A 26,705-nucleotide genomic window follows, 5' to 3' on the forward strand; every position below is an offset into this window, starting at 1 on the left:
GCGTACGGTCGAAAGTCGGGCACTCTTACGGATTCCACAGCCTTACGGGCGGCATCGGGGGCCCCGGACACGGCAGTATGCATGGGTGCGACGTACCCGGAATCTCGTTCTGATGATCGCGGCCGTCGGCGTCCTGGGCGGCGGAGTGCTGGTCGCCAGGGGCATGACCGGCGACGACCCGGCCTCCAGCGCGCTCGCCGCCTTCCAGCAGGCGCCGGCCGCGACGAGCCCCTCGCCGTCGGCGAGCCCGACGCCGACCGGGCCCAGCCCGGAGGAGCTGGCCGCGCAGGAGCGGAAGAAGCGGGTCAAGGCGCTCGACGCGGCGCTGAAGAAGTACGCCGCCACCGTCCCCGAGTTCTCGATCGCGGTCTACGACAGGAAGACAGGCGAGACGTACGCCTACCGGGGTGACGAGAAGTACGAGACCGCCAGCGTCGTGAAGGTGCAGGTGCTCGCGTGCCTGCTGCTCACCGCGCAGGACCGCGGCCGCAAGGTCACCTCGAGCGAGGACGCGCTCGCGAAGCGGATGATCCGCAACAGCGACAACGCCGCCACCACCTCGCTCTACAGCAAGCTGGGCCGGTCGAGCGCGATCAGCGCCTGCAACAAGCGGCTCGGGCTCACCCAGACCAAGGTGAGCAGCTCCTGGGGCCTCACCAAGACCACCGTGAAGGACCAGGTGAAGCTGTTGAACGCCCTGGTCGACACGAAGGGTGAGCTCACCGCGTCGTCGCGGAAGTACGCCCACACGCTGATGAGCACGGTCGCCGAGGACCAGGACTGGGGCGTCCCCGCGGTCGCGAAGGCGGGCGAGGAGGCGACCGTGAAGAACGGCTGGCTCTCCCGGTCCACCGAGAGCGGGCTCTGGATCATCAACTCGGTCGGCCGGGTCACCGACGAGGACACCGACGTGTCGATCGCGGTGCTGTCCCACCTCAACAAGACGATGCCGGGCGGGATCAAGGTGGTCGAGAAGGCCGCGAAGCTCACCCGGACGCACTTGAAGTACTAGGACGAGGACGAGCCCGCCACTTCGCGATCCAGGTCATCGACTGGTTGACCACGAGGATCAGCACGACCGCGGCGACGACGCCCTGCCACGGCTCCGGGAAGATCGAGCCGCCGGCCAGGCCGATCGTGGCGTAGACGACCGACCAGAGCGCGCAGGCCGGCAGGTTGGCGACCACGAACGTGCGCCAGGAGAGGCCGACGAACGCGGCGGCGAGCAGGACCGGCACCCGGCCGCCCGGGATCAGCCGGGACACCAGCAGCACCGGGACCTGCTTCTCCTCGAGCCGGTGCTTCACCGAGGAGAGCCGCTCCTCGTCGCGCAGCCAGCGCAGCCGCCGGGCCAGGCTCTCCCCGCCGAGCCGGCACATCGCGTACATCACCAGGTCACCGGCGTAGGCGCCGGCCGCCCCGGCGATCAGGACCAGCACGATCGTGAACGGCTGGGTGTGGAACGCCAGGGCCGCCGCGCCGCTCACCGCCGCGCCGGTCGGGACGATCGGGATGATCGCGCCGAAGGCGACGACCCCGAAGAGCCCGGCGAGGGTGCCCAGTTCCTCGATCACGCGGGGGTGTCCACGGTCAGCGTCTCGCCGTGCGCCAGCACCCGGACCCGGGTGTCCGGGGAGGTCCGGGCCGCGTGCTCGGCGAACCGGGCGCCCGGGTCGTCGAACATGTGCCGCCGCACCCGGCCCATCCCGACCGGCCAGAACGTGCCGTAGTGCACCGGCACGGCCCAGGTCGCCTTGACCCGGCGCAGCGCCTCGGCGCCGTCGGCCGCGTCCAGGTGGCCGTGCGAGCCGAGCGTCGGCCCCCAGCCGCCGACCGGGACGAGCGCGAGGTCGAGCGGACCGATTCCGGTCATCTCGTCGAAGAGCCCGGTGTCGCCGGCGAACCACGTGCGGGCGGTGCCCTCCACGACGAAGCCGACGGCCACGGCGCGCTCCCGGGACCACGGGCCCCGGCCGCCGTCGTGGCGGGCCGGGACGGCTCTCACCCGTACCCCCGAAACAGCTGTCTCCTCACCCGGCGCAAGCTCGACGACGCGCTGGGCCGCCTCGCGGCCCAGCGCCTTCGCGGCGAAGGAACCGGCGCCGCGCGGGACGATGAGGGCGGGCGAACCCGGCACCGCCTTGAGCGAGGCCACGTGGAAGTGGTCGGCGTGCAGGTGCGACAGCAGCACGGCGTCCGGCGCGCCGGGCAGCACCGGCTCGGGGCCGGCCATCCGGCGCAGGTGGGCGAGGCGGCCGGTCAGCAGCGGGTCGGTGAGCAGCGTGACGCCGGAGTCGGCGAGCCAGACGGTGCTGTGCCCCCACCAGGTGACCGATGTCGTGCTCACCGCTTCACCGTAACCAAGCGCCGCAGGGCCCGGCCGCAGAGGCGCGCGTAGAGATGCTGGAAGAGCACGCCGACCGGGCCGGCGGCGCGCATCAGGGCCCCGGCCGGGCGGCTGAACGCGGTCACCGTGAACCAGACCTGGCCGGCGTCGTCGAGCTCGACCCGGAAGGCCTCCTCGCCGCTCGCGGGATGTCCCTCTTTGGTCCCATAGGCGAAGCCGTGCGGAGAGGCCCAGACCACCTCGCAGGGCGCCCGCAGCGGGCCGATGCCCACGGTGAGATCGACTCCGGGCGCCGCACGGTCACCCGACGTGATGATCCGGGTGCCGATGGCGCGGTGCATCCGGAAAGTGAGGATCGCCTCGGCCGCCCTCCCGAGCACCGCCTCCCCGACCCCGATCCGGACGCGATAGCGCAGGTGGCGGTAACCGTCCGGCAGGGAACCGTCACGGGTAGCCCCTACGTGTGAATAGGTCAGAGAAGTCACCCCTGCAGTCTGCCCGGCGGTCCGGCAGACTGAGGAACGTGACTGGACCCCGTTCCGCCGTCGTGGTGAACCCCGTCAAGGTGGCCGATCTCGATCAGCTGCGCCGCGTCGTCGGCGAGGCGCTCGCCAAGGCCGGCTGGCCGGCGCCCCAGTGGTACGAGACGACGCCCGAGGACCCCGGCCGCGGCCAGGCCAAACGGGCCGTCGCGGACGGCGCCGAGCTGGTCTTCGCCTGCGGTGGCGACGGCACCGTGACCGCCGTCGTGACGGCGCTGGCCGGCTCGAAGACCGCCCTCGCGGTCCTCCCGGCCGGCACCGGCAACCTGCTCGCCGCGAACCTCGGCCTCGGCACCGACCCGGAGACCGGGCTGCAGGTGGCCCTCGAGGGCGGCCGGCGGCGCATCGACGTCGGGGTGATCGACGACCGCTGCTTCGTGGTGATGGCCGGCATGGGGTTCGACGCCCAGATGCTGGAGGGCACCTCGGAGACGGCGAAGAAGCACATCGGCTGGCTGGCCTACCTCGGCGGCGGCGCGAAGCACCTGCTGGACCGCCCGATGCGGGTCCGGATCCGGCTGGACGGCGGCCCGCCGATGCCGCGCCGCCCGCGCGCCGTGATCGTCGGCAACGTGGGCCGGCTGCAGGGCGGCGTCCGGCTGCTGAGCAAGGCCGAGCCGGACGACGGCAAGCTGAACGTGGCGATCCTCAGCCCGGCGAACCTGGCGCACTGGGCGGCGCTCGCGTTCGCGGTGCTGCGCCGCCGTGACCGGGTGCCGCTCATGGAGACGTACACCGCTTCGCGTGTGGAGATCTACAGCAACCGGGCACAGGCACGTCAGCTCGACGGAGACCTGATCGCACCGGGGAAGGCCATGAAGATCCACGTACGTCACCGGGCCCTGCTCCTCTGCGTCCCGCAGCCGGACGCCGATCCCGACCTGGCCTACGACGCCGGCGCGGTCAAGGATCGGGCGGAGCAGCAGCTTTGAGCAGTACCGAACCCGTCCCCGAGACCAGGACCATGTCCGGGGACGAGCTGTCCGCGGACGACGCGTTCCTGGCCCTGCGGCACTACGGGCGCTGGCCGCTGCTGCGGGACGCGTTCATCCGGTTCCGCTACGGCGACGGCTTCAGCCACTCCCGGGCGTTCGCGCTGCAGCTCTGCCTCGCGATCGTGCCGTTCCTCATCGCGCTCTCCGGCCTCGCCACCGACCTGGGCGTCGAGTCCGGCGGCCAGGTGGTCGCCGACACGGTGATCGCGCTGACCCCGGGCGCCAGCGAGGACGTCGTCCGCCAGCTCCTGGACGACGGGGAGCGCACCGAGGACGCCGGTGAGCTGGCCCTCACCCTCGGTATGATCACCGGCCTGGTCGCGCTCACCACGGCGATGGCGCAGGTCGAGCGGGGCGCCAACCGGATCTACGGCGTGGAGCGGGACCGGCCGGCCCTGTTCAAGTACGTGCGCGCGGCGATCCTGGCGGTCTGCGCCGGGCTGCCCGCCCTCTTCGGCTTCCTGCTGCTGGTGGCGGGCCGGGCCTCCGGCAACTCGGCGGAGCAGAACCTCGACCTGTCCCACGACCTGCGGGTCGCCTGGGACGTCATCCGCTGGCCGGTCAGCCTCGTACTCATCGTCTTCGCGGTCGGCGCCCTGTTCCGGCACTCGCCGCGGCGCAAGCAGCCGGCCCTGTCCTGGCTGCTCTTCGGCGCCGTGCTGGCGACGGTCCTGTGGTGGCTGGCCAGCCTGCTGCTCGCCGGGTACGTCCGGGTCAGCGACAGCTTCGGCGCCACCTACGGCCCGCTCACCGCGATGATGGCGCTGCTGCTCTGGGCCAACCTCACCGGCGTCGCGTTCTTCCTGGGGCTGGCGTTCGCGGCCCAGCTGGAGGCGAGCCGGGTGGGGGCGAAGCCGGCGCAGCCCGACCAGTGGGAGCCGGAGGACACCGGTCGGATCCCGCGTCAGATGAACCCCGGTGTATCGACGGAGCCCACCGGGTAAATGACCGCGCGTGGCAGCGACTGAAGACAACCGGCGCACCCGCTGGACCCCGATTCTGCACTTCGCCGAGCGCAGCGTCCTCGGCCTGATCGCCGTCCTGGCGGTGGGCCTCGGCTTCGGCGTGCTCCTGCTCCTGGTCCGGTTCCACTGGGGACCGTTGCAGACGCTCGACACCGACGTCGCGAACGGCCTGAACGGCTGGGCGTCCGGTTCGGAGACCACCGTGAAGGTCCTCCAGCAGATCTCCTCGGCCGGCGGCCGGGGATTCATGATCCCGCTGGTGGCGCTGCTGGTCCTGCTGCTGATCATCCGGAAGCAGCCGCGTCCGGCCCTCTACATGGTCGTCGCCGGGGCCGGCGCGCTGATCCTCGACCCGTCGCTGAAGGCCCTGATCGGCCGGCTGCGCCCGGTCGTCGAGGTGCCGGTCGCGCAGGCGCCCGGCAACAGCTTCCCGAGCGGCCACGCGCTCGGCTCGATGGTGGTCTACGGGATGATCGTGCTGGTTTTCCTGCCCGCCGTCCGGCGGCGCTGGCGCCCGGTCCTCATCGGGGCGGCGGCCGTGCTGGTCGCGGCGATCGGCTTCACCCGGATCGCGCTGGGCGTGCACTTCCTCTCCGACGTGCTGGGCGGCTGGCTGCTCGGCATCGCGTGGATCGGCGTGACGGCGTACGTCTTCCAGCTCTGGCGCCAGGAGATCGGCAAGCCCGATGCTCCGGTCATCGAAGGCCTGGAGCCCGAGGCCGGCCCGGACCTGCGGATCGCGCCCGCCGAGAAGGCCGTCCTGCCGCACCCGTTCGCCAAGGCCGCCGAGATCCTGGTCGGCTGGGTGTTCGTCTTCGGCCTGCTCTACCTGGTCGGCTACACGGTGACCCGCTGGACGCCCGGCTTCGACGAGGCGTTCCCGGCCTGGCTGCAGAGCTTCCGCACCGAGCGGCTCGACGAGCTGAGCTGGGCCTGGAGCAAGGCCGGCGACACGCACGCGATCCTCTTCATCTCGCTCATCTTCTGCCCGATCGCGCTGGCCCTCTGGCGGCAGTGGCGCCCGGTCCTGTTCCTGGTGCTCACCATGGTCGGCGAGCTGACGCTCTTCCTCTGCGCGGCGGCCGCGGTGGACCGTCCCCGCCCGCCGATCGAGCAGCTCGACGGCCCGATGCCGACGTCGTCGTTCCCGTCCGGCCACATCGCCGCGACCATGTGCCTCTGGGCCGCCATCGCGGTCATCACGATGGCCCGGTTCCGCCAGCCGTGGCGCTGGATCTTCCCGGCCCTCGCGGTGATCATGCCGCTCGGCGTGGCGCTCTCCCGGATGTACCGCGGCATGCACCACCCGACCGACATGATGGGCGCCGCGATCCTGACGGCCTCCTGGATCGCCGTCCTCTGGTTCACGGTCCGGCCGAACGAGCACGCGGTGACCGCCACCGAGGCCGGCCGGGAGGCCGTGCCGCAGCGCTCGCTGGAGAACGTCGCTTGAGGCTGATGACCTGGAACATCCTCAACGGTGGAGGCGATCGCCTTCCGGCGATCGTCGAGGTGGTCCGGGAGGTGCGCCCCGACATCCTGGCGGTGCAAGAGCTGCGCGACTTCCATCGGTACGAGGGAAGCAGGCTCGGCGCCTTCGCGGAGGCGATCGGGATGACCGCCCACCTGGCCCGGCCGGTGGTCTTCGGTCAGCCGGTCGCCGTCCTGGTCCGCCCGCCGCTGACCGTCGCGCGCCGGACGAGCGTCCGCTGGCGGCTGCACCACGCCGCCGCGACGGTGGTGGTGCCCACGCCGGCGGGCCCGCTCACCGTGGTGAGCACCCACCTCACGCCGTACTCGCCGTACCGCCGGATGCGCGAGGCGATCTGGCTGGCCGCCCGGCACGCCTCGGCCGGCGGCCTGGTGGCGCTGGCCGGCGACCTGAACGGGCTGGCACCGGGGGAGGACCACACCGGGGCGCTGGCCTCGCTGCCGGACGTCTACCGGCGCCGCCACGTCTCCCCGTCCGGTGCGGCCGACACCCGGGCCGTCGCGGCGTTCCTGCGAGCGGGCTTCGCGGATCTCGGCCGGGGCGCCGGCCCGACCGTGCCGACGGCCGGCCTGCGCGGCGCGGAGTTCGCCGAGACCCGCCTCGACTACGTGCTGGCGAGCCCGGCGCTGGCCCGGCGCGCCCACGACCTGCGGGTGGTCCGGACGTCCACTGCCGACCACGCCTCAGACCACTACCCGGTCGTCGTCGAGCTGGACCTCTAGAACCAGCTCGTCGTGCAGCGGTATCCCGTAGTCGCCGGTCTCCGGAATACCCGGTTTGATCCGCCGCGCCTCGTCCACGGCGCCCGGCGAGACGCCGACGATCCGCAGCCCGCGCCGCTGATAGAACCGCAGAGCGTCCAGATTGTCGTTCGTGGTGATCAGCCAGACCCGGCGCAGCCCCCGCCGCCGGGCGAGGCCGACCGCCGCGCCGAGCAGGGCCGTCCCCACGCCCGACCGCCGCGTCACGGCGTCGATGCTCACGATCTCCATGGCGTCCCCGCCGACGTGATAGGTGAGCACCCCGGTGATCGCCTCCGCGGTCCCGGTGATCAGGGCGGGCAGCAGCGCGGCGTCGTAGGCGGTCCCGTGCGCCACCACGACGGTCCCGCCCCACGACGCCCGCAGCACCCGCGCGACGCCCTCCCGGTCGTCCTCGCCGGCCGGCCGCACCCGAATATCGCTCATACCTGACCATAATCGTCGGGGTGAGCATCGAGTTCCCCGCGCCGACCGTCCCCGCCGCCGACCGCGCCGACGTCTTCCTCGACTACCTCGGCTACTTCCGGGAGACCGTGATCGCCAAGGTCGCCGCCCTCCCCGAAGCCGACCGGCGGACGAGCCGCCTGCCCTCCGGCTGGACCCCGCTCGAACTGGTCAAACACCTGCGCCACATGGAACGCCGCTGGATCGAGTGGGGCTTCCAGGGCGCCCCGATCCCCGACCCCTGGGCCGACCGCGAGAACGCCCGCCTGGACGCCCGGTGGCATGTGGACCCCACCGAGACCGCCGAGTCCCTGATCGCCGGCCTGCGCGCCCAGGCCCGCCACACCGACGAGGTCGTCCGCACCACCGACCTCGCCACGGTGGGCCGGCCGGGCCCACGCTGGGACGGCGCCCCGCCCGCCACCCTCGAACGCATCCTCTTCCACATGTTCCAGGAGTACGCCCGCCACGCGGGCCACCTCGACATCGTCGCGGAGCTGGCCGGCGGCGCGACCGGCGAGTGACCGGGCCCCGGCCTGGCGGTGTCCCGCCGGCCCGCTCGCGGTTCTCGCGGTGCTGAACCTCCGGCCGCCCGCGGCAGGCGAGTCAGAAGAAGAGGTTCACGGCCACGGTGCAGAAGAAAGTCAGCAGGACGCCGACGAGGAGTAGCCCGGTGGTGTGGCGCGCTTGCATGACTGCCGCTCTACCCGCTCACCATGGGCGAGATGCGCGGATATGACATTCGCGGCACGGCGGCCCGACGTCGTCATCACGTTGTGTGCCGCGCCCGGGATGGTCACCGCGACGCCGCCGGTCCGGGTGGCCACGCTCGCCCGCCAGCGGAGCGGGGCGATCGGGTCGAGGGAGCCGCCGAGGACGAGGGGGCGGACCGGGAGGTGCGGCAGGTCGTCCTCGATGGCGTTGCGGACCGAGTGGCCGACGGTCGCGAGGACGCGCCAGGGGCGGGCCACCGCCACGTCCCAGGCGATCATCGGGGCCTGGCCCGGTGCTTCGACGAGCATGTCGATCAGGAAGCGGCGGGCGAGGCCGGTGCGGGACCGGGCCACCGGGTCGGATGTGGGCGCGGCCAGGACCAGGGCGGCGGCGAGGGCGGGGCGGCGTATCGCGAGGCGGGCCACCACCTCGGCCCCGAACGAGTGACCGGCCAGGCAGGCCCGGTCCACGCCCAGGGCGTCCAGCCAGCGGCCGAGGTGACGGGCGTGCCGTTCCACGTCCCAGGCGTCGCCGGGTTTGCCGCTCCGCCCGAAACCGGGCAGGTCCGGCACCAGCACCGGATGGCCGAGCCGGGCCAGGGCGGTGGCGGCCGGCATGAGGTAGCGGTGCGACACGGCCAGGCCGTGCACCAGGACGATCGGCAGGCCGGGGGCGTCGTGATGCCGGTCGTGGGTGCGGACGCCGGAGACGCCGGTGAACCGGCTCATGAAGATTACCACGGGTACGGGGTTACCCCGCCGCGCCGGACACCACCCGATCGCGGCCGCCCCGTTTGGCGGCGTACAGATTGCGGTCTGCCTGGGAGAGCAGCGCCGAGAACGTGGCCTGGCCGTCCGGCGCCGTCGTCACCCCGACGCTCGTGGTGACCTGCAGCGTCCCGGTGATCGGCTCCCAGCCGTGCGCCCGGATCCGCAGCCGCAGCCGCTCGCAGCGCTGGGCCGCCTCGGCGGCGTCCACGCCCGGGAAGACGAGCAGGAACTCCTCGCCGCCCATCCGCGCGGCGATGGCCGGACCGGCGGCGGCCTCCTCCAGCAACTCGGCGACGTGCTGCAGGACCATGTCGCCGGTGGCGTGCGAGAGCGTGTCGTTGACCCGCTTGAAGTGGTCGAGATCGATGATCGCGAGGGAGAGCGGACGGCGGGCCGCGGCCGCCTCGACGAGCAGGGCCGGCACCCGCTCGTTGATGTGGCGGCGGTTGTAGAGCCCGGTCAGCGCGTCCCGGTGGGCCATCTCGCGGAAGTGCTCGCTGGCCCGGCGCGCCTCGTTCGCCTCGAAGACGGCCTGCAGCGCCCGGGCCCGGGCGTCGCGCTGGGCCGAGTGCAGCGCCGTCGACTCGGCGTGGAAGGCGCGGTGCTCCTCGTACGCCTCGGCGTAGCGCCCGGTCGCCGCGAAGAGGGCGGCCTGCTCCTCGCGCACCCGCGCGCTCACGGCCGCGAGCTCCCGTTCGGCGCAGAGCTTGCGGGCGGCGTCGAGCGCCTCCTGGCAGCCGTCGAACCGGCCGTTCTGCCGGCGCGCCAGGGCCAGGGTGAGCAGGCACTCGGCGACGGCGTCGCTCTCGTTCGCCAGGACCTGGTCGGCGAGGACCGGCCGGAGCAGGTCCTCGACGGCCTCGAACCGGCCGCCCATCAGCTCGACCCGGGCCATCGTGTCGACCTCGTTGGCGCCGAACCGGTGGCCGGTCCGCGCCTGGATCTCGCGCATCTGCTCGACGAGCCGGCGGGCGGCCGGCTCGTCGCCCAGCTCGAAGGCGCTGTACGCCATGTTGTTGAGCACGAGCATCGTCATCTCGGTGTCGCCGGCCGTGGCGGCGAGGGTGAGCGCCTCCCGGGCCCGGCGCTCGCCGTCGGCGTAGGAGCCGCCCTCCTCGAGCGCGACGGAGAGTGACAGCAGGTGCCGGGCGCGCACGCTGCCGGGGGCGTCCTCGGGCAGCACGGCGACGGCCTGCACGGCGTGGGTGAGGCCTTCGGAGGAGTCGCCGACGGCCCGGTAGAAGATGGAGAGCTCCCGGTGGGCCCGGGCCTGCACGGTCGGCGCGTCGTGCCGTTCCGCCCACGCGCACACCTGGTGGGCGATCTGGCCGCCCTCACCGGTGCGGCCCTCGCGGAGCATGACCCCGGCGCACAGCAGCAGGGCGCGCTGCGCCAGTTCCTCGGCGCCCCGCTCACGGGCCTGGCGCTCCAGCTCGGCGGCGGGTTCGCGGACGGTGCGGAACTGCGACATGGGACGGCTCTCGAGTTCCTCGACGGCTCTTTCGAGATCGTCGAGGGCGGGGACACAGCCAACCGTCTCCGTCGTCACTGCCCCTACTCTCCTGTGGTCGCCGTGACGTTCAACACTGGGCCGTCCCGGTCGCAGATCGGGTCGTTCCGGGTTGCGAATAGGTTGCGCCTGCTGCGGGGGCTGATCAGTGGCGGTCACCGGCGCGTGCACACCGGCGCCGAGCCGGCGATCCGGCCGGAGCCGTAGTCCACGGCGACCCGGAAGCAGTAGTCAGCCGTCTCGCTGAGGCTGTAGACCACGTAGTCGGACGCGCCGGCCGCGAGCTCCTGGAACTTCCTCGGCTCCGCGCCGTCCTTGCCGGCCAGCAGGTGCACCGGCCCGTCCGCGCCGTCCGGATATGCCCACTGGAGGGACACGCTGTCGCCGTCGTCGCGCAGCCGCACGTTCTGGGGCGCTCCGCGATCACCCGCTTCCGGGCTGGGCGCGCTCTCCGTGCTGGGCGCGAGTGCCGGCGACGCCGGTGGTGGCGGTGGCGCTGTCGCCTCGGTCGCGCCGTCGGCGTCCGGCAGGGTGAGGATCACGACGGCCGCCGCTGCCGCGACGCCGCCTGCCAGGACGGCGGCGAGCAGCAGTGGTTGCGCTGAGCGGTTCCGCTGCGGCTTCCTTCCGGGTACGAGGGGAGCCGCCGTCCCCACCGGCAGCGGCTTGCCGTCGTCGCCGTAGTCCGGCGCCTTCCGCCCGGGCAGCGGCGGAGGGGTGTCGGCGCGCGCGTGCCGCCCGGTCAGGTCACCGGGCAGCCGGTGCACATCGCTGAGATAGAGCGGTTGCTGGTAGAGCCCGCCGTTCGGATCGGTGGGCCGGTTGTCCGGTTCCGGCATGCCGTCGAACGGATAGACGGACCCCTTCGGGTCGGTGGGGCGGTCGTCGGCGGCCGGCATCCCGGGGGCGTCGGCCGGGTAGGGCGCCGGCCCGGACGGCCCCGGGTCGGTGACGGTGGGGCGGCGCGGAAAGGGGCGGAACGGGGTCCCGCCGGTCTGCTCCCGGTGGCCGCAGGTGTGCCGGCCGGTCGGTTTCGCGGCGGCGAGCCGGGCCGCCTGCTTCGCGAGGGGGTGGTCGGCCGGCAGGTGGCGCGCGCTCAGCTCCTGCGCGAGCCGGAGGTGCTCGGCGGCCTCGGCGTCCCGGCCGCACTCGCGTTCCATCGCCCCGAGCCGGGCCAGCATCTTGATCCCGGCGGGATCCGCGTCCCCGTACGTCTCCCGGTGGTGCCGCCACGCCCGCGCGAGCCGCGCCCGGGCGGTGCCGCAGTGCCCGGCCGCGTGCTCGGCGATCGCGAGGTCGGCTTCGGCCGCGAGCACCCGCGGCGCCTCCGGGCCGTCCAGCCTCGCCAGCGCGCCGACCAGATCGTGGTAGACCAGCGCGGCCCGGCCGTGCTGGCCGATCCGCTGCAGGACGGCCGCGTGGGTGGCGGCGGCCGCGATGGTCCGCTCGTCGCGCGGGCCGTGCAGGCGCTCCTCGGCGGCGTGCGCGAACGCGGCCCAGAGCCGGGCGGCCTGGGGGTCGCCGAGGGCGATCAGCACCCGGGCGTAGAGGGCCGCCGCGATGGCCAGATCGGCGGTGGCGCGGCGGGGATCGGCGTTGGCGTCGCGCAGCACCCGGTCCAGCAGAGCCTGGGCGCCCGTGAGGTCGCCGGCGGACGAGAGCGTCTGCGCCTGGGCGGTGAGTTCAGCGAGCGGAGGGGCCATGTATCACATAGTGCTCGGTTGAATACCGTAGGTACAAGTTTCGGGTTGCTCTGTGGACAGGGTAGAAACGCGGTATGTCCGCCATCGCGACCGTGAAACGTGAGCTCCTCGTCCGCCACCTGGAAGCCTGGTCGGCCGGCGCGCTGCACCGGTCCCGCCGGGCGACCTATGTGCACGGCTACGCCGACGCCGACGCCGGGGATGCGGCCGAGGCTGCCGTCCGGGTCCTCGCCGACCTGCCCGACCTGGCCCGGGGCCGGGAACTGTCCATGGTGGCGGTCGGCGACGACGTCGCGAGGACCGGGGAGCGGCTCACCGCCGCGCAGCGCGAGGCCGGCGCGGGAGCGGGGCTGTCGGTGCTGCCCGTGGGTGGTGGCACGGACGCTCGCCTGCCGGTCGCGATCAAAGCCGCGGGAGCCTCGCGCGTACCCCTGCTCGCTTATCTGGACGCGGCAAGCGCAAGCGCGCCGCCCAGCGTGACCACCGTCGGCGCCGTCGCGGCGGGGAAACCGGCCGAGGTCCTGCTCGTGCTGGCGCCCGGAGTGTCCGCCGACCCCTATCGGGACTGTGGATTCCCGCTGGTCACGGCCGCGGAACTGGCGACCGGGGAGGAGCCCGGCGAGGTGGTGGCGTTCGCCACCACCTCCGCGAAGAGCCTGGAGAGCTTCAAGGAGGCGCTGTGGGCGGTCGACGAGTTCGCGGGGGTACGCCTGCGCGATCCCGCCGACCCGGAACGGCACCTCATCGACATCTCGCTGACGCCGCACCCCGGTCCGCTGCGCCGCGAGCTGATGGCGCACCTGTCCGTCGTGGGTTCGGCGTCGGTGACCGAACTGCGCACGTTCACGCTGACCGAGACGGTCTACCGCGCGGCGGACGCCGTCCGGGTGCTGCACTCGATGATCGACGCGGGGGCCGTCACCCGGCGGCCGGAACACGGCCGCCTGGGCGGGGACGTCGTCATCTCGTCACCGTCACCGGCTGCGTGACTTGTCCTGCTTCCAGGACAGCGGGCCCGGGAGGTCGTAGCGGTGGGCGCGGGTCCTGGAGTTCCAGGACCAACGGCCGATCTTGAGGCTCCAGGACGAGTAGCCGTTCTCGGTGAAGTTCAGGATCAGCGGACCGAACTTCTTGCGGCTGCGGAACACGAGTCCCATCGGATCCATCTCCCATCTCGTGGTGGATGATCAGACGATTCCCGATGGGCTCGATTCACAAACGTCAGCGCGGCTGCCAGGCGTCCGGCCTGGTCGTGAGCTTCCGGACGTGCGCCGGCATCCGCCCGCTGAGCAGCTCGGCGAGGCTCACCTCGTCGAGGACCTCGCGGACCGCCGCGCGCACCGCCACCCAGAGGTTCGGCAGGTTCTCGGCGGCGCCGGTGTACTGCGTCTCCTCCGGGCGGAGGCCGCGCACGCCGGCGAGCGGGCCGTCGACGGCCCGGATGATCTGGCCGACCGCGACGTCGCGCGGTGGGTGCGACAGCGTGTAGCCACCCTCGGCGCCACGCTGGGCACGCACCACACCCGCACGGCGGAGGTCGGCGAGCACGGCCTCGAGGAACTTCCGAGGCATCTCTTGTTCTTGGGCAATGGCCTGGGCGGACATCAGGGCGGGGTAGGCCTGCGCCAAACTGAGGGCGGCCCGGACCGCGTAGTCACCGCGAGCGGAGATCTGCACCTGACTATCATGCCCCGCCCGCGCCACCTGGACGCATATACCCCAGGGGTTTATGGGAATTACGGACCGGTGAACTACCGTCAGTCAGAGGGCGGTCGCTGACCGGGTATCCCGCCCGGGTGATCCTCCACGAAGTTTCCGCGGAACTGGCCCGGGCTCAGACCCGTCTCCCGGTGGAAGAAGCGCCCGAAGTTGGTCGGCTCGGCGAACCCGAGGCTGCGCCCCACCTCGGCGACGCTCAGCCCGGTCGCCGCGAGCAGCCGCCGGGCCTGGAGCGCGACCCGGTCGTCGACCACCTGCTTCGCGGTCCGGCCGGTGATCGCGAGGCTCGCGCGGGTGAGGGTACGGACCGAGCAGCCCAGCTCGCCGGCGTAGTCCTCGACCCGCCGGCTGTTCGGGTAGCCCTCCTCGAGGCGGGCGCGGAACCGCTCGAACGTCCGGGTCTCGACGTGGCCCGGCGCCTCCGGTCCCGGATCGAGCAGCAGCAGGCGCAGCAGCAGGGCGGCGAGCTGGTGCCGGAGCAGGGCCGCGGCGGCGTCGCCGGGCGGGCCGGCGGCGTCCTGCCGGATCCGGGCGAGGGCCGCCCCGGTCTCCCGGGCGACCTCGCCGAGCGGAACCGGCGTCCGGGCCGGTCCGCCCGGATGATCCGGTTCCAGGCCGGGCAGCTCGTCCTGCCGGAACAGCCCGGGGCGGAAGACGGCGGTGGCCGTCTCGTGGTCACCGGGCTCGATCCTGACCGCCTGGCCGGGCCGGATCCAGAGCAGGGTGCCCGGCTCGCACCGGTGGACGGTGAAGTCCACCTCGGCGATCACCGGACCGCTAACGGTCAGCAGGAGAGCGTGGTGGGTGAGGAGTCCGGTGACGGCGCCGGCGGTCACCGGAAGGGCGCAGCCGCTGATCCCCGCCCAGTCGGGCAGGGTGTACGCGGGCGCCGTATCGGCGGAAGTGATTGCGGGCATCGCGCCGACGGTAACTGTCGATGACCGTCTACGCACTCACTAGTGATCAGAGTGAGGCTTTTGTCCGTTTCCAGCTCGGTATTCGCTATATGTTCGATTCCGATTTCTTTTCGGAGATCGCACGATTTATCTTGATAAAGAGCGACCCGCACGGACCGGCAGTGTCCGTACGGGTCGCCCTTCGGCCTTCGTGCTGCTTTGCTCTTTATCGACCCGCCAGAAGACGGTTCACCGCCGCGTCGACGTCCAGGTGGTCGGACTCCCGGCCCCGCGGCACCACCACATAGGTGCGCCGGAGGAACCGGACCAGGACGCTGCGCGGCACCTCGAACAAGGCGTTGCCGTCCGGAGACGACAGCGCCAGGGCGACGAAATCGCCCCGCGGCGTGGCCCACGGCCACACCCGGACGTCGCCGATCCCGGCGGGCTCATCGAGCCCTGTCACGAGCAGCTCCCGCGCGAAGGACCAGCTCACGGCTTCCCCACCGGCTGATTCTGCGTGGAACAACACGTGGACCGCATACGGGTCGGCTGGGTCGTACCGCAGACTGGCGCGCACGGGCAGTGCCGTCGCGTCAGGCGCTACGAGCCGCAGCGAGGTTTCGACCTCGACGGTCGTTGGACGAATGGTACTCATGGACGAACTCCCCCCGGCACCGCTGCGAGGCTGGTGAACCCCGCGTTTCCCATACTCAGGTGATCCCTGTCATTACGCTCCGCCATACGCTGATCTCACCCAGTAGTGGGAAGACGGTTCCGAAAACGCCACCGCGCAGGACGCAAAGCGATATCTTGTCCTGTTCTGCCCAGGTACTCGGTTCCGCCCGGCGTCGGGTGGTCCAGCAGTTGACTTACTCCGGTAACGTCCATTTCTCCCGGGTGGTGACGGGGCTCCGGGACACTGGGGGATGAAATGGGTCCAAAAACGGACGACGGAGTCTCAGACGTGCGTGTGCTCGACCGTATCCGGTCCAACCCGACCGGGCGGCTCGCTCTCAAGATCGGTGTCGGCGTCCTGGGTGGCCTCGTGGTCGCCATAGGCATCGTGCTCATCCCGTTCCCGGGTCCGGGATGGGCCATCGTGATCCTCGGCCTGGCGATCCTGGCCCTCGAATTCCACTGGGCCAAGGGGCTGCTCGCCTTCACGAAGAAGCACGTGCAGAGCTGGACCCACTGGATCGGCCGGCAGTCCCTGCCGGTGCGCGCCCTGGTCGGCCTCGTCGGCTTCCTCTTCATCAGCGCCGTCGTCTGGACCAGCGTGAAGCTCAGCTTCGGCGTCGACCTCTACCAGGAGGCGATGGACTGGCTCGCGGCGCGCTGACCCCCTGGTTAGCGTCGCCCCGCCACCGTCTAGTACAGTTCCATCTCGTTGAGGGCGATTAGCTCAGCGGGAGAGCGCTCCGTTCACACCGGAGAGGTCACTGGTTCGATCCCAGTATCGCCCACGCGTTTTCGGCAGGTCAGCGGTGTGATCGCTGGCCTCGCTCACAGGCTCCCACCTTTTGGCGGGAGCCTTTTTGCTCCCTGGGTTGTGCGGCTTGGCGAGAGAACAACAGCCGGGCCAGGACCATGAAGGTCGCGGCCCGGCTGTCGGTGTTCACCCCGGTGGGGGCGGGTTCGGCTACTTCAGGTTGACGGTGACACCGCCGGAGAACATCGAGTCGTGCAGCTCGACCGAGGTCAGCTTCGTGCCCTTCGGAACGTCGAAGACGAGGGTGCCCTTGACGGTGTTGCCCGGGTTGATCTTCGTGAAGAGGACCTTGTTGTCCTCGAGGTAGATCGCGGCGCCGGAGTCGACGGCGTACTCGACCTCGTCGGCGTCGAAGGCCTTCTGGACCGAGTCGGCGAAGTCCTGTGCCTCCTTGCCGATGTTCTTCACCGACACGTTGATCAGGCAGTACTGGCCCTGGGCCTTCTGGTTCAGGAAGTCCGAGCCGATCTGCTTCACACCGCACTTGACGCCGGCGACCTTGAACTCGAACTTGCCGTCACGGGCGGCGTCCTTGAGCCCGGGTGTCTCGTCCTTCGCCGGTTCCTCGGCCTTCTCGGTCTCCTCAGCCTTGGTCTCCTCGGCCTTGACCTCGTCGGCGGCGGGCGCGTCGCCCTTACCCGCGTCCGCGGCCGCGGTCGTCTTCTCCGGCGCGGCGCTGTCGTCACCGCCGCCGGTGATCGCGGTGCCGAGACAAGCGAGCAGGACGACGCCGGCGATTCCGCCGATGATCAGCTTCTTCTTGCTCTTCTTCGCCGGCGGCTGCGGCTGCGGCGGGTATGGCTGGCCGGCGACTGCACCCGGGTACGGCGGCTGGCCGGGGTATGGCTGGCCGGGGTACGGCTGGCCGGGTGCAGCGCCGGGGTACGGCTGGCCGGGTGCGGCGCCCGGGTACGGCGGCGGAACCTGAGCTCCGGGCTGGTTGGGGTCGAAGGGCGGCTGCTGCGTCAAAGTGTCGCTCCGGTTCCAAGATCAACTTGTTGCAAGTTGATCAAAACATCGGCGTCGACCCTGGTCAACGCGATCAAACCGGACCGCGACGTACTCCAACCGTACGTACCAACCGGTGCAGGTCACCGCATGTCGACAACGCGCATACAGCACGCGAATACGGCAGGTCACACCTGTTCTCGGTGAACATTCGCGACAGAGAGCACGTGAAGCCTGTCCATGGCGTCGGGATCGCCTATCCGGACCCGCTCGTCGCGCACCGGGTCGGTAGTGGCCGCTCAGGTGGAGCCGCGGAGGATCAGCGTGGTGGGCAGCGTGGTCGGTGCGGGTGGGGTCGCCGTGCCGGCGAGCATCGCCATGAGGGACTCCGCGGCCGCCGTACCGAAACCGATCTTGTCCTGCGTGACGGTGGTCAGCCCGGGCGGGATCAGCGCCGCCACCTCGATGTCGTCGAAGCCGATGACGGCGACGTCGTCGGGAACGCGCAGACCGGCCTCGTGGATCGCCTTGATCGCGCCGACCGCCATCTCGTCTCCGGCGGCGAACACGGCGGTCGGGCGGGGGTCGCGGGCGAGCAGCCGGGTCATGGCGGCGTGCCCGCTGTCCAGATAGAAGTCGCCGGCCACCACGTCGTCATCGGCCAGGGTGATCCCTGCCTCGGCGAGCGTCTCCCGGAAGCCGGCCAGGCGTTGCGCGGCCGGCCAGTTGCGAGCCGGTCCGGTGATGGTGGCGATGCGCCGGTGACCGCGTTCGATCAGATGTGCCGCGGCCAGCCGGCCGCCCCCGGCGTTGTCGGAGGCGATGTAGGTGCAGGTCGGTCCGGTGAACTGCAGGTCCAGGGCGACACAGGGCACCGCGGCGTCGACGAGGGCCAGCACCGCGGGATCCCGGCTGCCGTTGTCGATGATGACCACGCCGTCGACGTCGTGGCGCTGGACGGTGCGCAGGAAACGCTGCGGGTCGGCCGGACCGGCGCCCGGGTCGGGCGCCAGCATGAGCAGGTGCAGGCCGTGCGCGCTGAGCGCGCTCTTCAGCGCCACCAGGATGTCCTGCAGGAACGGATGACGCCAGCCGGGGCGGCGGTGGTCGGTGTCCCACACCAGGCCGACCATGTTGGACTTCTTGGTCGCGAGGGTGCGGGCCGACTCGTTCGGCAGGTAACCGATCTCGGCGGCCACGCCGAGAACGAGCTGACGCGTCTGCCGGCTGACCACCTCCGGGGTGTTGAAGACGCGGGACACGGTGGCGACGGATACGCCGCTACGACGTGCCACTTCTCTGATGCTGGACACGCGAGACATCCTTATGTAACCGGTTTCAAAACCGTAACAGCGCCGTGTCGCCCGAGTCAACACAGTGGATCCCGTTACCCTTTCGTGACTTGACGGGAGTGGCATCGATCGATGCAGACTCTTGGCTCGAGGGGCCACACCCACCCCGTCGCAACGATTCTCCGGCCGCATCCACGCCGGCCTCTGTGTCGACCCAAGTCGTTCGAAGCTCCGGTTCAGCAGCGTGTAACCGGTTTCATGTAACCGATTACATCCGATGAAATAGGGGAAAACTGTCATGCTCTTGTCTCGATCCTTGCGGGCCTTGACCGCGGCGACGGCCGCCGCGGTGATGCTGACCGCGTGCGGCTCCGGCGGCGACGACGGTACGGGCAGCGGCGGCGACGTCACGCTGAACGTCAACCTGTTCGGCAACTTCGGCTACGAGGAGCTGTACCGGGAGTACGAGAAGGCGAACCCCAACGTCAAGATCAAGCAGAACACGGCCGCCTACAACGATCACCACCGTAATCTCGCCACGCACATCGCCACCGGGTCGGGCGCCGGCGACATCGAGGGCGTCGACACCGGCTTCATCGCGCAGATGCGCGAGGTCGGCAAGAAGTTCACCGACCTGGGCACCGAGCGCCAGGCGGACTACCTGCCCTGGAAGTGGCAGGCGTCGCTGACCAAGGACGGTCAGCAGATCGGGTACGGCACCGACGTCGGCGGCCTGGCCATCTGCTACCGGCGCGACCTGTTCCAGGAGGCCGGCCTGCCCACCGACCGCGACGAGGTCTCCGCGTCGTGGGCGAGCGGCTGGGACAAGTACATCGAGCAGGGGCAGAAGTACACCCAGAAGGCGCCGGCCGGCACGGCGTTCTTCGACGGCGCGGGCGCTCTGTACAACGCCGTCATCGGACAGGCGCCCGTCGGCTTCTACAGCGAGGACAACACCGTCGTCGTGGGCAGCAACCCCGAGGTGCGGGAGGCCTGGGACCTGGTCGTCCGGGCGGTGCAGAGCAACCTGTCGGCCAAGCTGCTCGAAAGCTCCCCGGAGTGGAACAACGGCTTCGCCAAGGGCCAGTTCGCGACCATCGCCTGCCCCGCCTGGATGATGGCCAAGATCAAGGACCAGTCCAAGGACGCGGCCGGCAAGTGGGACGTGGCGGCCGTGCCCGGCGGCGGCGGCAACTGGGGCGGCTCGTACTTGACCGTTCCCCAGCAGGGCAAGCACGTCGAGGAGGCGAAGAAGCTCGCCGACTGGCTGACCAGGCCCGAGCAGCAGGCCAGGGTCTTCACCTCGAAGGGGCTGCTGCCCTCCATCCCGGCGCTGTACGACAAGCCGGAGATCGCCGAGTACAAGGACCCGTTCTTCAACGACGCGCCGGTCGGCAAGATCTTTACGACGGCCGCCAAGGAGTTGAAGCCGCAGTACCAGGGCCCGCGCACCGGTGACATCCAGACCACCATCCGCGACGGCCTGGTGCGCGTCGAGCAGGGCAAGCAGAGCTCCGACGAGTCCTGGCAGCAGACCGTCAGCGACGTCGAGCGCCTCGCCAAGTAGCCCACCCGTACGGCCGGCGGTCCACGGATCGCCGGCCGCCCCGGCGACGAAGGAACGACCATGGCCATCCCCGCGCTGACCACCAGTCGGGCGAGATTGACCCGGCTGGACACCAAGGGTTCGCCGTACCTGTACGTACTCCCGTTCTTCCTGCTCTTCGGCGCGTTCGGACTCTTCCCGCTGATCTACACCGGGTACGTCTCGTTCAACGACTGGGACCTTCTCGATTCCGGCTCGCACGAGTGGGTCGGCTTGGCGAACTACCGCGAGCTGCTGCAGGACGCCTACTTCTGGAACGCCCTCGGCAACACGCTCAGCATCTGGCTGCTGTCGACGGTTCCACAGTTGCTCGCCGCTCTCTGGATCGCGCATCTGCTGAACCACAGGCTGCGGGCCCGCACGAGCCTGCGCATGGGCGTGCTGCTGCCGAACATCACGTCCATCGTGGCGGTGACGATCGTCTTCACCCAGATGTTCGGCCGCGACTTCGGCATGGTGAACTGGCTGCTCGGCGTCGTCGGCGTCGGCCCGATCGACTGGCAGGCCGACACGTGGAGCTCCCACCTGGCCATCTCGATCATCGTGGCGTGGCGCTGGACCGGCTACAACGCGCTCATCTACCTCGCCTCCATGCAGGCCGTTCCCCATGACCTGTACGAGGCCGCGGAGCTCGACGGCGCGTCCTCGGCGCAGCAGTTCTGGCGGATCACCGTGCCCATGCTGCGCCCGACGATCATCTTCACCGCGGTGATCTCGACGATCGGCGGCCTGCAGGTCATGGCCGAGCCGCTGCTGTTCGCCGGCAGCTCGACGCCCACGGGCGGCTCCGACCGGCAGTTCCAGACGGCCGCGCTGTTCATGTACGAGCAGGGTTTCCGTGAGTTCCGGTTCGGCTACGCCTCCGCGATCGCCTGGACGCTCTGCCTCGTCATCGCCGTCTTCGCGGTCGCCAACTACCTGATCACCCGGCGCATCGCCAACGACGAGGAGTAGTCGTGACCGTTCTCGCCGACCCACCGTCCACCCGCACCGAGACACCGGCGCCGCGAAGCCGGGCACGTCGCCGTGCTCTCGGTCATCCGCGCAAGGCCTCGGTCTGGACCTACGCCGCCCTGCTCGCGGTCGTGGCCGGATCGGTCTTTCCGCTCTACTGGTCGCTGGTCGTGTCGTCGCAGACCAGTGACGCCGTCGCCGCGGTGCCACCGGTCCTGATCCCGGGCGGGCACCTGTTCGACAACATCGCGCGGGTCTTCGACTCCACCGACTTCGCCGAGGCGCTGCTCAACTCGTTCATCGTCAGCGGCTCGGTGACGATCTCCGTGGTCTTCTTCTCGACGCTGGCCGGTTTCTCCTTCGCCAAGCTGCGCTTCCGCGGACGCAAGATACTGCTCGTCGTCGCCATCGGCACGTCGGTGGTGCCGCAGCAGCTCGGCATCATCCCGCTCTACCTGCTGATGGCCGAATTCGGCTGGACCGACCGGCTCGCCGCCGTGATCGTCCCCGGCCTGGTCACCGCGTTCGGCGTCTTCTTCATGACGCAGTACCTGGGCCGGGCCGTGCCCGACGAGCTGCTGGAGGCCGGCCGGATCGACGGCTGCAGCACGTTCGGCCTCTTCTGGCACGTCGTGCTGCCGGCGGCGCGCCCCGCGGCGGCGGTGCTCGGCCTGTTCACCTTCATGCAGGCGTGGAACGACTTCTTCTGGCCGTTGGTCGTGCTGCAGGACAACGCCACGGTCCAGGTCGCGCTCTCCGCGCTGGCCAGCGGCTACACCACCGACTACACCCTCACCCTCACCGGCACGCTGCTGGCCACCGTGCCGATCCTGGTGATCTTCATGGTCCTCGGCCGGCAGATCGTCGGCGGCATCATGCAGGGAGCGATCAAAGGATGACGGACTCGGAACTGCCGCGGATGCCCGCCGGTTTTCTCTGGGGCGCCGCCACCGCGGCCTATCAGATCGAGGGCGCGGTGGCCGAGGACGGCCGTGGCGACTCGATCTGGGACACGTTCAGCCGGCGGCCGGGTACCGTCGCCGACGCCACCTCGGGGGCGGTGGCGTGCGACAGCTATCACCGGTGGCGCGACGACGTGGACCTGCTCGACGGTCTGGGCGCGAGCGCCTACCGATTCTCGATCGCCTGGCCGCGGATCGTGCCGTCGGGCGAGGGCGAGGTGAACAAGCCGGGCCTGGACTACTACGACCGGCTCGTCGACGCCCTGTGCGAGCGCGGTATCCGGCCGTTCGTCACGCTCTACCACTGGGACCTGCCGCAGGCGCTCGAGGACCGGGGTGGGTGGCGGGTGCGGGACACGGCGGAGCGCTTCGCCGAGTACGCAGCCGTGGCCGCCGGACGGCTCGGTGACCGGGTGCGTGACTGGATCACGCTCAACGAGCCGTACTGCTCGTCGATCGTCGGCTACGCCGAGGGCCGGCACGCCCCGGGCGCGACCGAGGGCCACGGCGCACTCGCGGCCGCGCACCACCTGCTGGTCGGGCACGGGCTGGCGGTCGCTGCGGTCCGGGCCGCCTGCCCGGGCGCCCGGGTGGGCATCACGCTCAACCTGTCCCCGGCCGTGCCGGCGACCGGCACCGAGGCGGACCGGGAAGCCGCGCGGCGAATGGACCTGCTGGTCAACCGGCAGTTCACCGATCCGGTGCTGGGTGGCACCTACCCGGAGGGGTTCGACCGGCTCTACGCCGGGGTGAGCGACCTGTCGTTCCGGCGTGCCGGCGATCTCGAGCTCATCGGCGCCCCGCTGGACTTCCTCGGCGTGAACTACTACTACCGGATCCACGCCGCCGCGGCCCCGTACGAGCAGGCCGACCCGGGGCTGCGCACCGCCTGTGACATCGGTGTACGGTCCGTGCCGCGCGAGGGGGTGCCGGTCACCGACCTCGGCTGGCCGATCGAGCCGCGGGGCCTGACCGACACGCTGACCGGTCTGGCCGGCCGTTTCCCGGGCCTGCCCCCGATCTACGTCACCGAGAACGGCGTCGCCGAGGTGCGGGAGGATCTTGGCGCGGACCCGGACCGCATCCGTTTCATCGCCACGCACGTGACCGCCGCCGCCGAGGCCGGGGTGGACCTGCGCGGCTACTTCTACTGGTCCCTCATCGACAACTTCGAGTGGGCCCGGGGGTACGGTCCCCGCTTCGGCCTGGCGCACGTGGACTATCCGACCGGGAACCGCACACCACGCGCCAGCTACCACTGGCTGCGGGACCAGCTGGCCCGGCAGCGGGCCACCATGTGACGACGCGGGCGTCCCGGATGCCGGCCCGGTCGTGAGCAACCGGGCCGGCATCGGTTGACGACGGCCGCTGTCAGGACAGTGCGCAGGCCGTCCCGTTGAGGGTGACCAGCTCCGGCGCCGGGTTCGGGCCGCCCGGCGTGGTGGCGTTGAAGCCGAAGTACACCGTCGCCCCGGGCTGGATGCGCCGGTTCGTGGCGGTGTTCCGGGCCGTCACCGTGGCACCGGACTGTGCGGCGTCGGCCGACCACGCCTCGCGGAGGCGCTGGCCGCCGAGGAAGGCGAAGCGCACCGCCCAGCCGTCGACGGTCGTGGTGCCGGTGTTGGTGACCGCCAGTTGCGCGGTGAACCCGGTCCGGTCCGCCCAGTCGCCGTAGTTGCTGTAGACGGCCCGGCAGGAGACGGCCGGGGCCGGCGCACCCTTCTCCTGGTCGGCCAGGAACGACGCGACCCAGGCCAGGGCGGAGTTCCAGTTGATGGCGACCTCGTTGGTCGCGTACGACTCGATGTCGTCGACGTAGCAGAACATCGGCTTGCACCCGGTGAGCAGATCCTTCGCGAACGGGTCGTCCAGGCCGGCGTTCGCGCCACCGGCCAGCGATCCGGCCGGCGGATGCGGCAGCCGGGCGTCCTTCTGGTGGGCGAAGATCCGGCTGTGCTGGTTCTGCGACGCCTTCTCGCCCCAGCCGGTGACGTACGACTGGTTCAGCGCGTTGCGGCCGAAGATGTAGTCGACGCCCTGCACCGCTCCGTCGCGGTACTTCGCCGTGCCGGTCAGGTCGAACGCGGTCGCCAGCACCTGGACGTTGTTCAGGATGTTGCTGTTGGCGCCCCAGAAGTAGCTGCCCGCGTCGCCCGGCATCGGCAGCCCGTACGCCTGGGCCCGCAGGGTGGTGAGGTAGCCGTCCGCGGCGGTCACCACCGACTGGCGGATCCGCTGCCGGTCGGCGGCCGGCAGCGCGCTGGGCACCGTGGCCAGGTCGAGCCGGCCCAGCGCCGCGGTGCTGCCCCAGCCGAAGCCGGTGGCGGCGAAGACGTCGCCGGTGTGGTGCCGGGACGCGGTGACGTCGGCCAGGAACGCGGCCTCGCCGGTGGTCAGGTAGAGCTCGGCGGCGGCCCAGTAGAACTCGTCGGAGACGTCGTCGTCGCCGTACCCGCCACCGCCGCCGCCCAGGTCCTGCGCCGGTTTCGCGGGGTTGGCCTTCGCCGCGGCGTACGCGGTGCGGGCGGCGGTGAGGCAGCGGGCCGCGAACGCCGCGTCGTACGGCGCGAACAGCCGCGCGCACTGGGCCGCGGTGGCCGCCAGGTTCAGCGTGGCCGCCGTCGACGGCGGGTGGAGCTCGCGCTGCTCGGGGTCGTCCTGGGGCTGCATCGGGATGCCGGTCCAGTTGGCGTCGTGCATCTTGTGGTGGGCCATCCCGGCGAACGGCCGGCCGGCCGGCACCTGCATGCGCATCAGGAACTCGAGCTCCCAGCGGGCCTCGTCGAGGATGTCGGGCACCTGGTTGCCCCGCTCGGGCACCCGCAGCGTGCTGTCGGCGAGCCCGGCGCCGTGTGCGGCGGTGACCGCGGTCTTGGTGCGCTCGAAGGTGCTCATCAGCTGCTGCACGGCGATGCCGCCGTTGACCACGTACTTGCCGTGGTCGCCGGCGTCGTACCAGCCGCCGCGCACGTCCAGCCGGTAGTCGCAGGAGCCGGCCCGGCAGGGCACGTCGGTGTCGCCCTTGTTCGGGGCGACGCCCAGGTGGCCGGCCGGTCGGGCGTACCGGTCGCCGACCAGGTCGCCGTCGATCGCGATGCCGCTGCGCTGAATGTAGAAGAACTGCAGGGCGTCCGAGCGCAGCTGCCGGTAGACGGCACCGGAGATGTCGAACGGGTGGCTGGTCTGCCCGTCGGCGACGAGCGTGTAGCCGGTTCCCGCCGTGGTGTAGGCGGAGAAGTCGATGGTGTGCACGTTCTGGCCCGACGCGGCGTCCACTCCGCGCGGCGTGGTGCGGCCCGACGCGGCCACGTCACCTGCGGCGTTCTCGAGCCGCCAGTCCAGTGCCGCGGTGGCCTCGGTGACCAGAGTCGCGTTCTTCGGTCCGCCCGGCAGGTAGCCCACCTGGTTGACCCGGACCCGGGGCCCGGTCTCCGGCACGTACGGCGGTTCCGCCTCGCCGCCGATCAGCGACACGTTGTCCAGGCACAGCCGGTACTCCGTGGTCGCGCCGCCGACCTGGAAGGCGACCTGGCCCGCGGTGGTGTCCTCGGGAGCGGTGAACGTGTACTCCAGGTGCTGCCGGGTCGGGGTCAGCGCGACGTCGCGGCTCAGATATGACGTGTACGGCTCGGCGCCGAGCTGGACGGCTGCCCGTACGGTGGCACCCGGGGTGGCCGTGGCGTCGAACGACAGCGTGTACGACGATCCGGCCGTCAAGGTCACGTTGTTCTGCCCGATGCCGGCATCCCAGGGATTCGGCAGCCCGGCGGGCACGGTGGCGCACAGCTGTCCGTCGTCGACCCCGGTCGCCGTGGTGCCGTAGGAGTACCAGCCCGCGGTGCCGTCGGCGAAGTCGCCGTTCTCCAGTTGCTCCTGGCCGGCCGGCGGGGCGGCGGCGTCACTGGTCAGCGAGACGTCGTCCAGGCAGAAGCGGAACGCGTCGGCGCTGCCGCCGAGCTGGAACGTCAGCGTGCCGTTGGACGAGTCCAGGTCGGCATTGAAGGCGTACACGAAGGTCTGCGCCTCGGTGGTCAGCGCAACCGTCCGGGACAGCGCCGTGGTGTACGGCGCCTCGTTGAGCTGCACGTTGGCCCGGACGCTCACCGGAACACTGGCCCGGGCGCGGAAGCTCAGCTCGTAGGCGGCGCCGTCGACCAGCGGGATGTCGTTGTGGCCGAGGCTGACGTCCCAGGCGTTGGTGGTGCCGCCGGCGACCTCGGCGCAGAGCTCTCCGCCGGCCGCGGACAGCGGCGCGTTGTCGGTGGACCACCAGCCGGTCGTCCCCGTCGTGAAGTCGCCGTTGGGGATGTGCTGCGTCGGTTCCGCCGCGGCTGGTTGTGCCGTCAAGGACGTCAGCAGCAGCGTGGCCGCCGCAGCGCTCGCGGCCAGCACGGTGAGCCGCCCGCGTGGGGATGAAGTCACGGAGATTCCTTCCAAACGTCGCAGAACGGGGGACGGGCAGCTGGGAGCGCTCCCACAACGCTCATCGTCACCGCTGGGCGGGGGTGAGTCAATCGACCCGCGTGGATTGCTGTGCAGAAGGCCGTGAGCGCGGGCCGTGACGGCCGTCACTGCGCTTCACGTCCGGAATGG

The 26,705-nt window shown here is 71.4% G+C and carries 26 protein-coding genes and 1 tRNA gene; 13 read left to right on the forward strand and 14 right to left on the reverse strand.

Going from position 1 to position 26,705, the window contains the following annotated elements; all coding sequences use genetic code 11:
• Positions 1 to 85: 85 nt before the first annotated feature.
• Positions 86 to 1,012: a serine hydrolase gene (locus tag AB0G10_RS05635; RefSeq protein ID WP_360916955.1), complete on the forward strand. Its 927-nt coding sequence runs from the start codon at positions 86 to 88 to the stop codon at positions 1,010 to 1,012.
• Here the strand turns inward: AB0G10_RS05635 and AB0G10_RS05640 are convergent.
• Genes AB0G10_RS05640 through AB0G10_RS05650 form a run of 3 tightly spaced genes read right to left on the reverse strand, consistent with a single transcriptional unit; the run spans position 987 to position 2,832 of the window.
• Positions 987 to 1,574, reverse strand: coding sequence for a VTT domain-containing protein (locus tag AB0G10_RS05640; protein ID WP_360916959.1), 588 nt, complete (start codon positions 1,572 to 1,574; stop codon positions 987 to 989). The two genes, AB0G10_RS05635 and AB0G10_RS05640, sit on opposite strands and share 26 nt — an antisense overlap.
• The gene (locus AB0G10_RS05645) at positions 1,571 to 2,347 is read right to left on the reverse strand and encodes an MBL fold metallo-hydrolase (protein ID WP_360916962.1); all 777 of its coding nucleotides are present in this window, start codon (positions 2,345 to 2,347) and stop codon (positions 1,571 to 1,573) included. The genes AB0G10_RS05640 and AB0G10_RS05645 overlap by 4 nt, the downstream gene beginning before the upstream one ends.
• Positions 2,344 to 2,832, reverse strand: coding sequence for a DUF1990 domain-containing protein (locus AB0G10_RS05650; RefSeq protein WP_360916965.1), 489 nt, complete (start codon positions 2,830 to 2,832; stop codon positions 2,344 to 2,346). Before AB0G10_RS05650 ends, AB0G10_RS05645 begins: the two co-directional genes overlap by 4 nt.
• Before the next feature lie 38 nt (positions 2,833 to 2,870).
• Here AB0G10_RS05650 and AB0G10_RS05655 point away from each other — a divergent pair, with 38 nt between their 5' ends.
• The 4 genes from AB0G10_RS05655 to AB0G10_RS05670 are packed head-to-tail and all read left to right on the forward strand — an operon-like array spanning position 2,871 to position 7,063.
• Positions 2,871 to 3,821 (forward strand): diacylglycerol kinase family protein, encoded by a 951-nt coding sequence (locus tag AB0G10_RS05655; protein WP_360916968.1) that lies wholly within the window; start codon positions 2,871 to 2,873, stop codon positions 3,819 to 3,821.
• Positions 3,818 to 4,828: a YihY/virulence factor BrkB family protein gene (locus AB0G10_RS05660; RefSeq protein WP_360916971.1), complete on the forward strand. Its 1,011-nt coding sequence runs from the start codon at positions 3,818 to 3,820 to the stop codon at positions 4,826 to 4,828. The genes AB0G10_RS05655 and AB0G10_RS05660 overlap by 4 nt, the downstream gene beginning before the upstream one ends.
• A 10-nt stretch (positions 4,829 to 4,838) precedes the next feature.
• Positions 4,839 to 6,302 (forward strand): phosphatase PAP2 family protein, encoded by a 1,464-nt coding sequence (locus AB0G10_RS05665; protein WP_360916974.1) that lies wholly within the window; start codon positions 4,839 to 4,841, stop codon positions 6,300 to 6,302.
• A gap of 5 nt (positions 6,303 to 6,307) precedes the next feature.
• Positions 6,308 to 7,063, forward strand: a complete 756-nt coding sequence (locus tag AB0G10_RS05670) for an endonuclease/exonuclease/phosphatase family protein (RefSeq protein ID WP_360916977.1) — start codon at positions 6,308 to 6,310, stop codon at positions 7,061 to 7,063.
• On the opposite strand, the gene AB0G10_RS05675 is transcribed toward AB0G10_RS05670, so the two are convergent.
• Positions 7,025 to 7,528: a GNAT family N-acetyltransferase gene (locus AB0G10_RS05675; protein ID WP_360916980.1), complete on the reverse strand. Its 504-nt coding sequence runs from the start codon at positions 7,526 to 7,528 to the stop codon at positions 7,025 to 7,027. The two genes, AB0G10_RS05670 and AB0G10_RS05675, sit on opposite strands and share 39 nt — an antisense overlap.
• A 20-nt stretch (positions 7,529 to 7,548) precedes the next feature.
• Here AB0G10_RS05675 and AB0G10_RS05680 point away from each other — a divergent pair, with 20 nt between their 5' ends.
• Positions 7,549 to 8,070 carry a DinB family protein gene (locus AB0G10_RS05680; protein WP_360916983.1) on the forward strand — a complete coding sequence of 174 codons (522 nt, stop codon included), beginning with the start codon at positions 7,549 to 7,551 and terminating at the stop codon, positions 8,068 to 8,070.
• 120 nt (positions 8,071 to 8,190) lie between these two features.
• Here the strand turns inward: AB0G10_RS05680 and AB0G10_RS05685 are convergent, their stop codons facing one another.
• From AB0G10_RS05685 to AB0G10_RS05695, 3 genes are all read right to left on the reverse strand, one after another.
• Complete coding sequence (locus tag AB0G10_RS05685; RefSeq protein ID WP_360916986.1) at positions 8,191 to 8,988, reverse strand: alpha/beta hydrolase; 798 nt, start codon at positions 8,986 to 8,988, stop codon at positions 8,191 to 8,193.
• Positions 8,989 to 9,010: 22 nt separating this feature from the next.
• Positions 9,011 to 10,579 (reverse strand): GGDEF domain-containing protein, encoded by a 1,569-nt coding sequence (locus tag AB0G10_RS05690; RefSeq protein ID WP_360916989.1) that lies wholly within the window; start codon positions 10,577 to 10,579, stop codon positions 9,011 to 9,013.
• A 116-nt stretch (positions 10,580 to 10,695) separates the two neighbouring features.
• Positions 10,696 to 12,243: a fibronectin type III domain-containing protein gene (locus AB0G10_RS05695; RefSeq protein WP_360916991.1), complete on the reverse strand. Its 1,548-nt coding sequence runs from the start codon at positions 12,241 to 12,243 to the stop codon at positions 10,696 to 10,698.
• 74 nt (positions 12,244 to 12,317) lie between these two features.
• Here AB0G10_RS05695 and AB0G10_RS05700 point away from each other — a divergent pair, with 74 nt between their 5' ends.
• Positions 12,318 to 13,232: a hypothetical protein gene (locus tag AB0G10_RS05700; RefSeq protein ID WP_360916994.1), complete on the forward strand. Its 915-nt coding sequence runs from the start codon at positions 12,318 to 12,320 to the stop codon at positions 13,230 to 13,232.
• Here the strand turns inward: AB0G10_RS05700 and AB0G10_RS05705 are convergent.
• The 4 genes from AB0G10_RS05705 to AB0G10_RS05720 form a co-directional block, all read right to left on the reverse strand.
• Positions 13,218 to 13,400 carry a DUF4236 domain-containing protein gene (locus tag AB0G10_RS05705; RefSeq protein ID WP_360916997.1) on the reverse strand — a complete coding sequence of 61 codons (183 nt, stop codon included), beginning with the start codon at positions 13,398 to 13,400 and terminating at the stop codon, positions 13,218 to 13,220. The two genes, AB0G10_RS05700 and AB0G10_RS05705, sit on opposite strands and share 15 nt — an antisense overlap.
• A gap of 64 nt (positions 13,401 to 13,464) precedes the next feature.
• Positions 13,465 to 13,947, reverse strand: coding sequence for an Rrf2 family transcriptional regulator (locus AB0G10_RS05710; RefSeq protein WP_360917000.1), 483 nt, complete (start codon positions 13,945 to 13,947; stop codon positions 13,465 to 13,467).
• Between the two features lie 53 nt (positions 13,948 to 14,000).
• Positions 14,001 to 14,879, reverse strand: coding sequence for an AraC family transcriptional regulator (locus AB0G10_RS05715; protein WP_360917002.1), 879 nt, complete (start codon positions 14,877 to 14,879; stop codon positions 14,001 to 14,003).
• A gap of 205 nt (positions 14,880 to 15,084) precedes the next feature.
• A complete protein-coding gene (locus AB0G10_RS05720; RefSeq protein WP_014446635.1) occupies positions 15,085 to 15,516 on the reverse strand; it encodes an SsgA family sporulation/cell division regulator in 432 nt (143 codons plus the stop codon).
• 276 nt (positions 15,517 to 15,792) lie between these two features.
• On the opposite strand from AB0G10_RS05720, the gene AB0G10_RS05725 reads away from it, so the two are divergent.
• Both AB0G10_RS05725 and AB0G10_RS05730 read left to right on the forward strand, forming a co-directional pair.
• Positions 15,793 to 16,200 (forward strand): TIGR02611 family protein, encoded by a 408-nt coding sequence (locus tag AB0G10_RS05725; RefSeq protein WP_360917005.1) that lies wholly within the window; start codon positions 15,793 to 15,795, stop codon positions 16,198 to 16,200.
• Between the two features lie 52 nt (positions 16,201 to 16,252).
• A tRNA-Val gene (locus AB0G10_RS05730) sits at positions 16,253 to 16,324 on the forward strand.
• Positions 16,325 to 16,500: 176 nt separating this feature from the next.
• Here the strand turns inward: AB0G10_RS05730 and AB0G10_RS05735 are convergent.
• Together AB0G10_RS05735 and AB0G10_RS05740 are read right to left on the reverse strand one after the other, a co-directional pair.
• Positions 16,501 to 17,319 carry a DUF4352 domain-containing protein gene (locus AB0G10_RS05735; protein WP_360917007.1) on the reverse strand — a complete coding sequence of 273 codons (819 nt, stop codon included), beginning with the start codon at positions 17,317 to 17,319 and terminating at the stop codon, positions 16,501 to 16,503.
• A gap of 278 nt (positions 17,320 to 17,597) precedes the next feature.
• Positions 17,598 to 18,593 carry a LacI family DNA-binding transcriptional regulator gene (locus tag AB0G10_RS05740; protein ID WP_360917009.1) on the reverse strand — a complete coding sequence of 332 codons (996 nt, stop codon included), beginning with the start codon at positions 18,591 to 18,593 and terminating at the stop codon, positions 17,598 to 17,600.
• A 322-nt stretch (positions 18,594 to 18,915) separates the two neighbouring features.
• Between AB0G10_RS05740 and AB0G10_RS05745 the strand changes: the two genes are divergently transcribed.
• The 4 genes from AB0G10_RS05745 (at position 18,916) to AB0G10_RS05760 (ending at position 23,413) form a co-directional block, all read left to right on the forward strand.
• A complete protein-coding gene (locus AB0G10_RS05745) occupies positions 18,916 to 20,157 on the forward strand; it encodes an extracellular solute-binding protein (RefSeq protein WP_360917011.1) in 1,242 nt (413 codons plus the stop codon).
• Between the two features lie 60 nt (positions 20,158 to 20,217).
• Positions 20,218 to 21,150, forward strand: coding sequence for a sugar ABC transporter permease (locus tag AB0G10_RS05750; RefSeq protein WP_360917014.1), 933 nt, complete (start codon positions 20,218 to 20,220; stop codon positions 21,148 to 21,150).
• 119 nt (positions 21,151 to 21,269) lie between these two features.
• Positions 21,270 to 22,049: a carbohydrate ABC transporter permease gene (locus AB0G10_RS05755; RefSeq protein WP_360917968.1), complete on the forward strand. Its 780-nt coding sequence runs from the start codon at positions 21,270 to 21,272 to the stop codon at positions 22,047 to 22,049.
• Positions 22,046 to 23,413, forward strand: a complete 1,368-nt coding sequence (locus AB0G10_RS05760; protein ID WP_360917017.1) for a GH1 family beta-glucosidase — start codon at positions 22,046 to 22,048, stop codon at positions 23,411 to 23,413. The genes AB0G10_RS05755 and AB0G10_RS05760 overlap by 4 nt, the downstream gene beginning before the upstream one ends.
• Positions 23,414 to 23,483: 70 nt before the next feature.
• On the opposite strand, the gene AB0G10_RS05765 is transcribed toward AB0G10_RS05760, so the two are convergent.
• Positions 23,484 to 26,534, reverse strand: coding sequence for a glycoside hydrolase family 9 protein (locus AB0G10_RS05765; protein ID WP_360917020.1), 3,051 nt, complete (start codon positions 26,532 to 26,534; stop codon positions 23,484 to 23,486).
• Positions 26,535 to 26,705: the final 171 nt, after the last annotated feature.

It is taken from the genome of Actinoplanes sp. NPDC023714 (assembly GCF_040639855.1).
Taxonomy (GTDB): Bacteria; Actinomycetota; Actinomycetes; order Mycobacteriales; family Micromonosporaceae; genus Actinoplanes.

What these genes read in the sequence shown, in the direction of transcription:
- AB0G10_RS05670 (WP_360916977.1), top strand. Translation starts at nt 6,308, where the DNA reads ATGACCTGGAACATCCTCAACGGTGGAGGCGATCGCCTTCCGGCGATC.
- AB0G10_RS05675 (WP_360916980.1), bottom strand. Translation starts at nt 7,528, where the DNA reads ATGAGCGATATTCGGGTGCGGCCGGCCGGCGAGGACGACCGGGAGGGC.
- AB0G10_RS05685 (WP_360916986.1), bottom strand. Translation starts at nt 8,988, where the DNA reads ATGAGCCGGTTCACCGGCGTCTCCGGCGTCCGCACCCACGACCGGCAT.
- AB0G10_RS05695 (WP_360916991.1), bottom strand. Translation starts at nt 12,243, where the DNA reads ATGGCCCCTCCGCTCGCTGAACTCACCGCCCAGGCGCAGACGCTCTCG.
- AB0G10_RS05700 (WP_360916994.1), top strand. Translation starts at nt 12,318, where the DNA reads ATGTCCGCCATCGCGACCGTGAAACGTGAGCTCCTCGTCCGCCACCTG.
- AB0G10_RS05705 (WP_360916997.1), bottom strand. Translation starts at nt 13,400, where the DNA reads ATGGGACTCGTGTTCCGCAGCCGCAAGAAGTTCGGTCCGCTGATCCTG.
- AB0G10_RS05715 (WP_360917002.1), bottom strand. Translation starts at nt 14,879, where the DNA reads ATGCCCGCAATCACTTCCGCCGATACGGCGCCCGCGTACACCCTGCCC.
- AB0G10_RS05720 (WP_014446635.1), bottom strand. Translation starts at nt 15,516, where the DNA reads ATGAGTACCATTCGTCCAACGACCGTCGAGGTCGAAACCTCGCTGCGG.
- AB0G10_RS05725 (WP_360917005.1), top strand. Translation starts at nt 15,793, where the DNA reads ATGGGTCCAAAAACGGACGACGGAGTCTCAGACGTGCGTGTGCTCGAC.
- AB0G10_RS05750 (WP_360917014.1), top strand. Translation starts at nt 20,218, where the DNA reads ATGGCCATCCCCGCGCTGACCACCAGTCGGGCGAGATTGACCCGGCTG.
- AB0G10_RS05760 (WP_360917017.1), top strand. Translation starts at nt 22,046, where the DNA reads ATGACGGACTCGGAACTGCCGCGGATGCCCGCCGGTTTTCTCTGGGGC.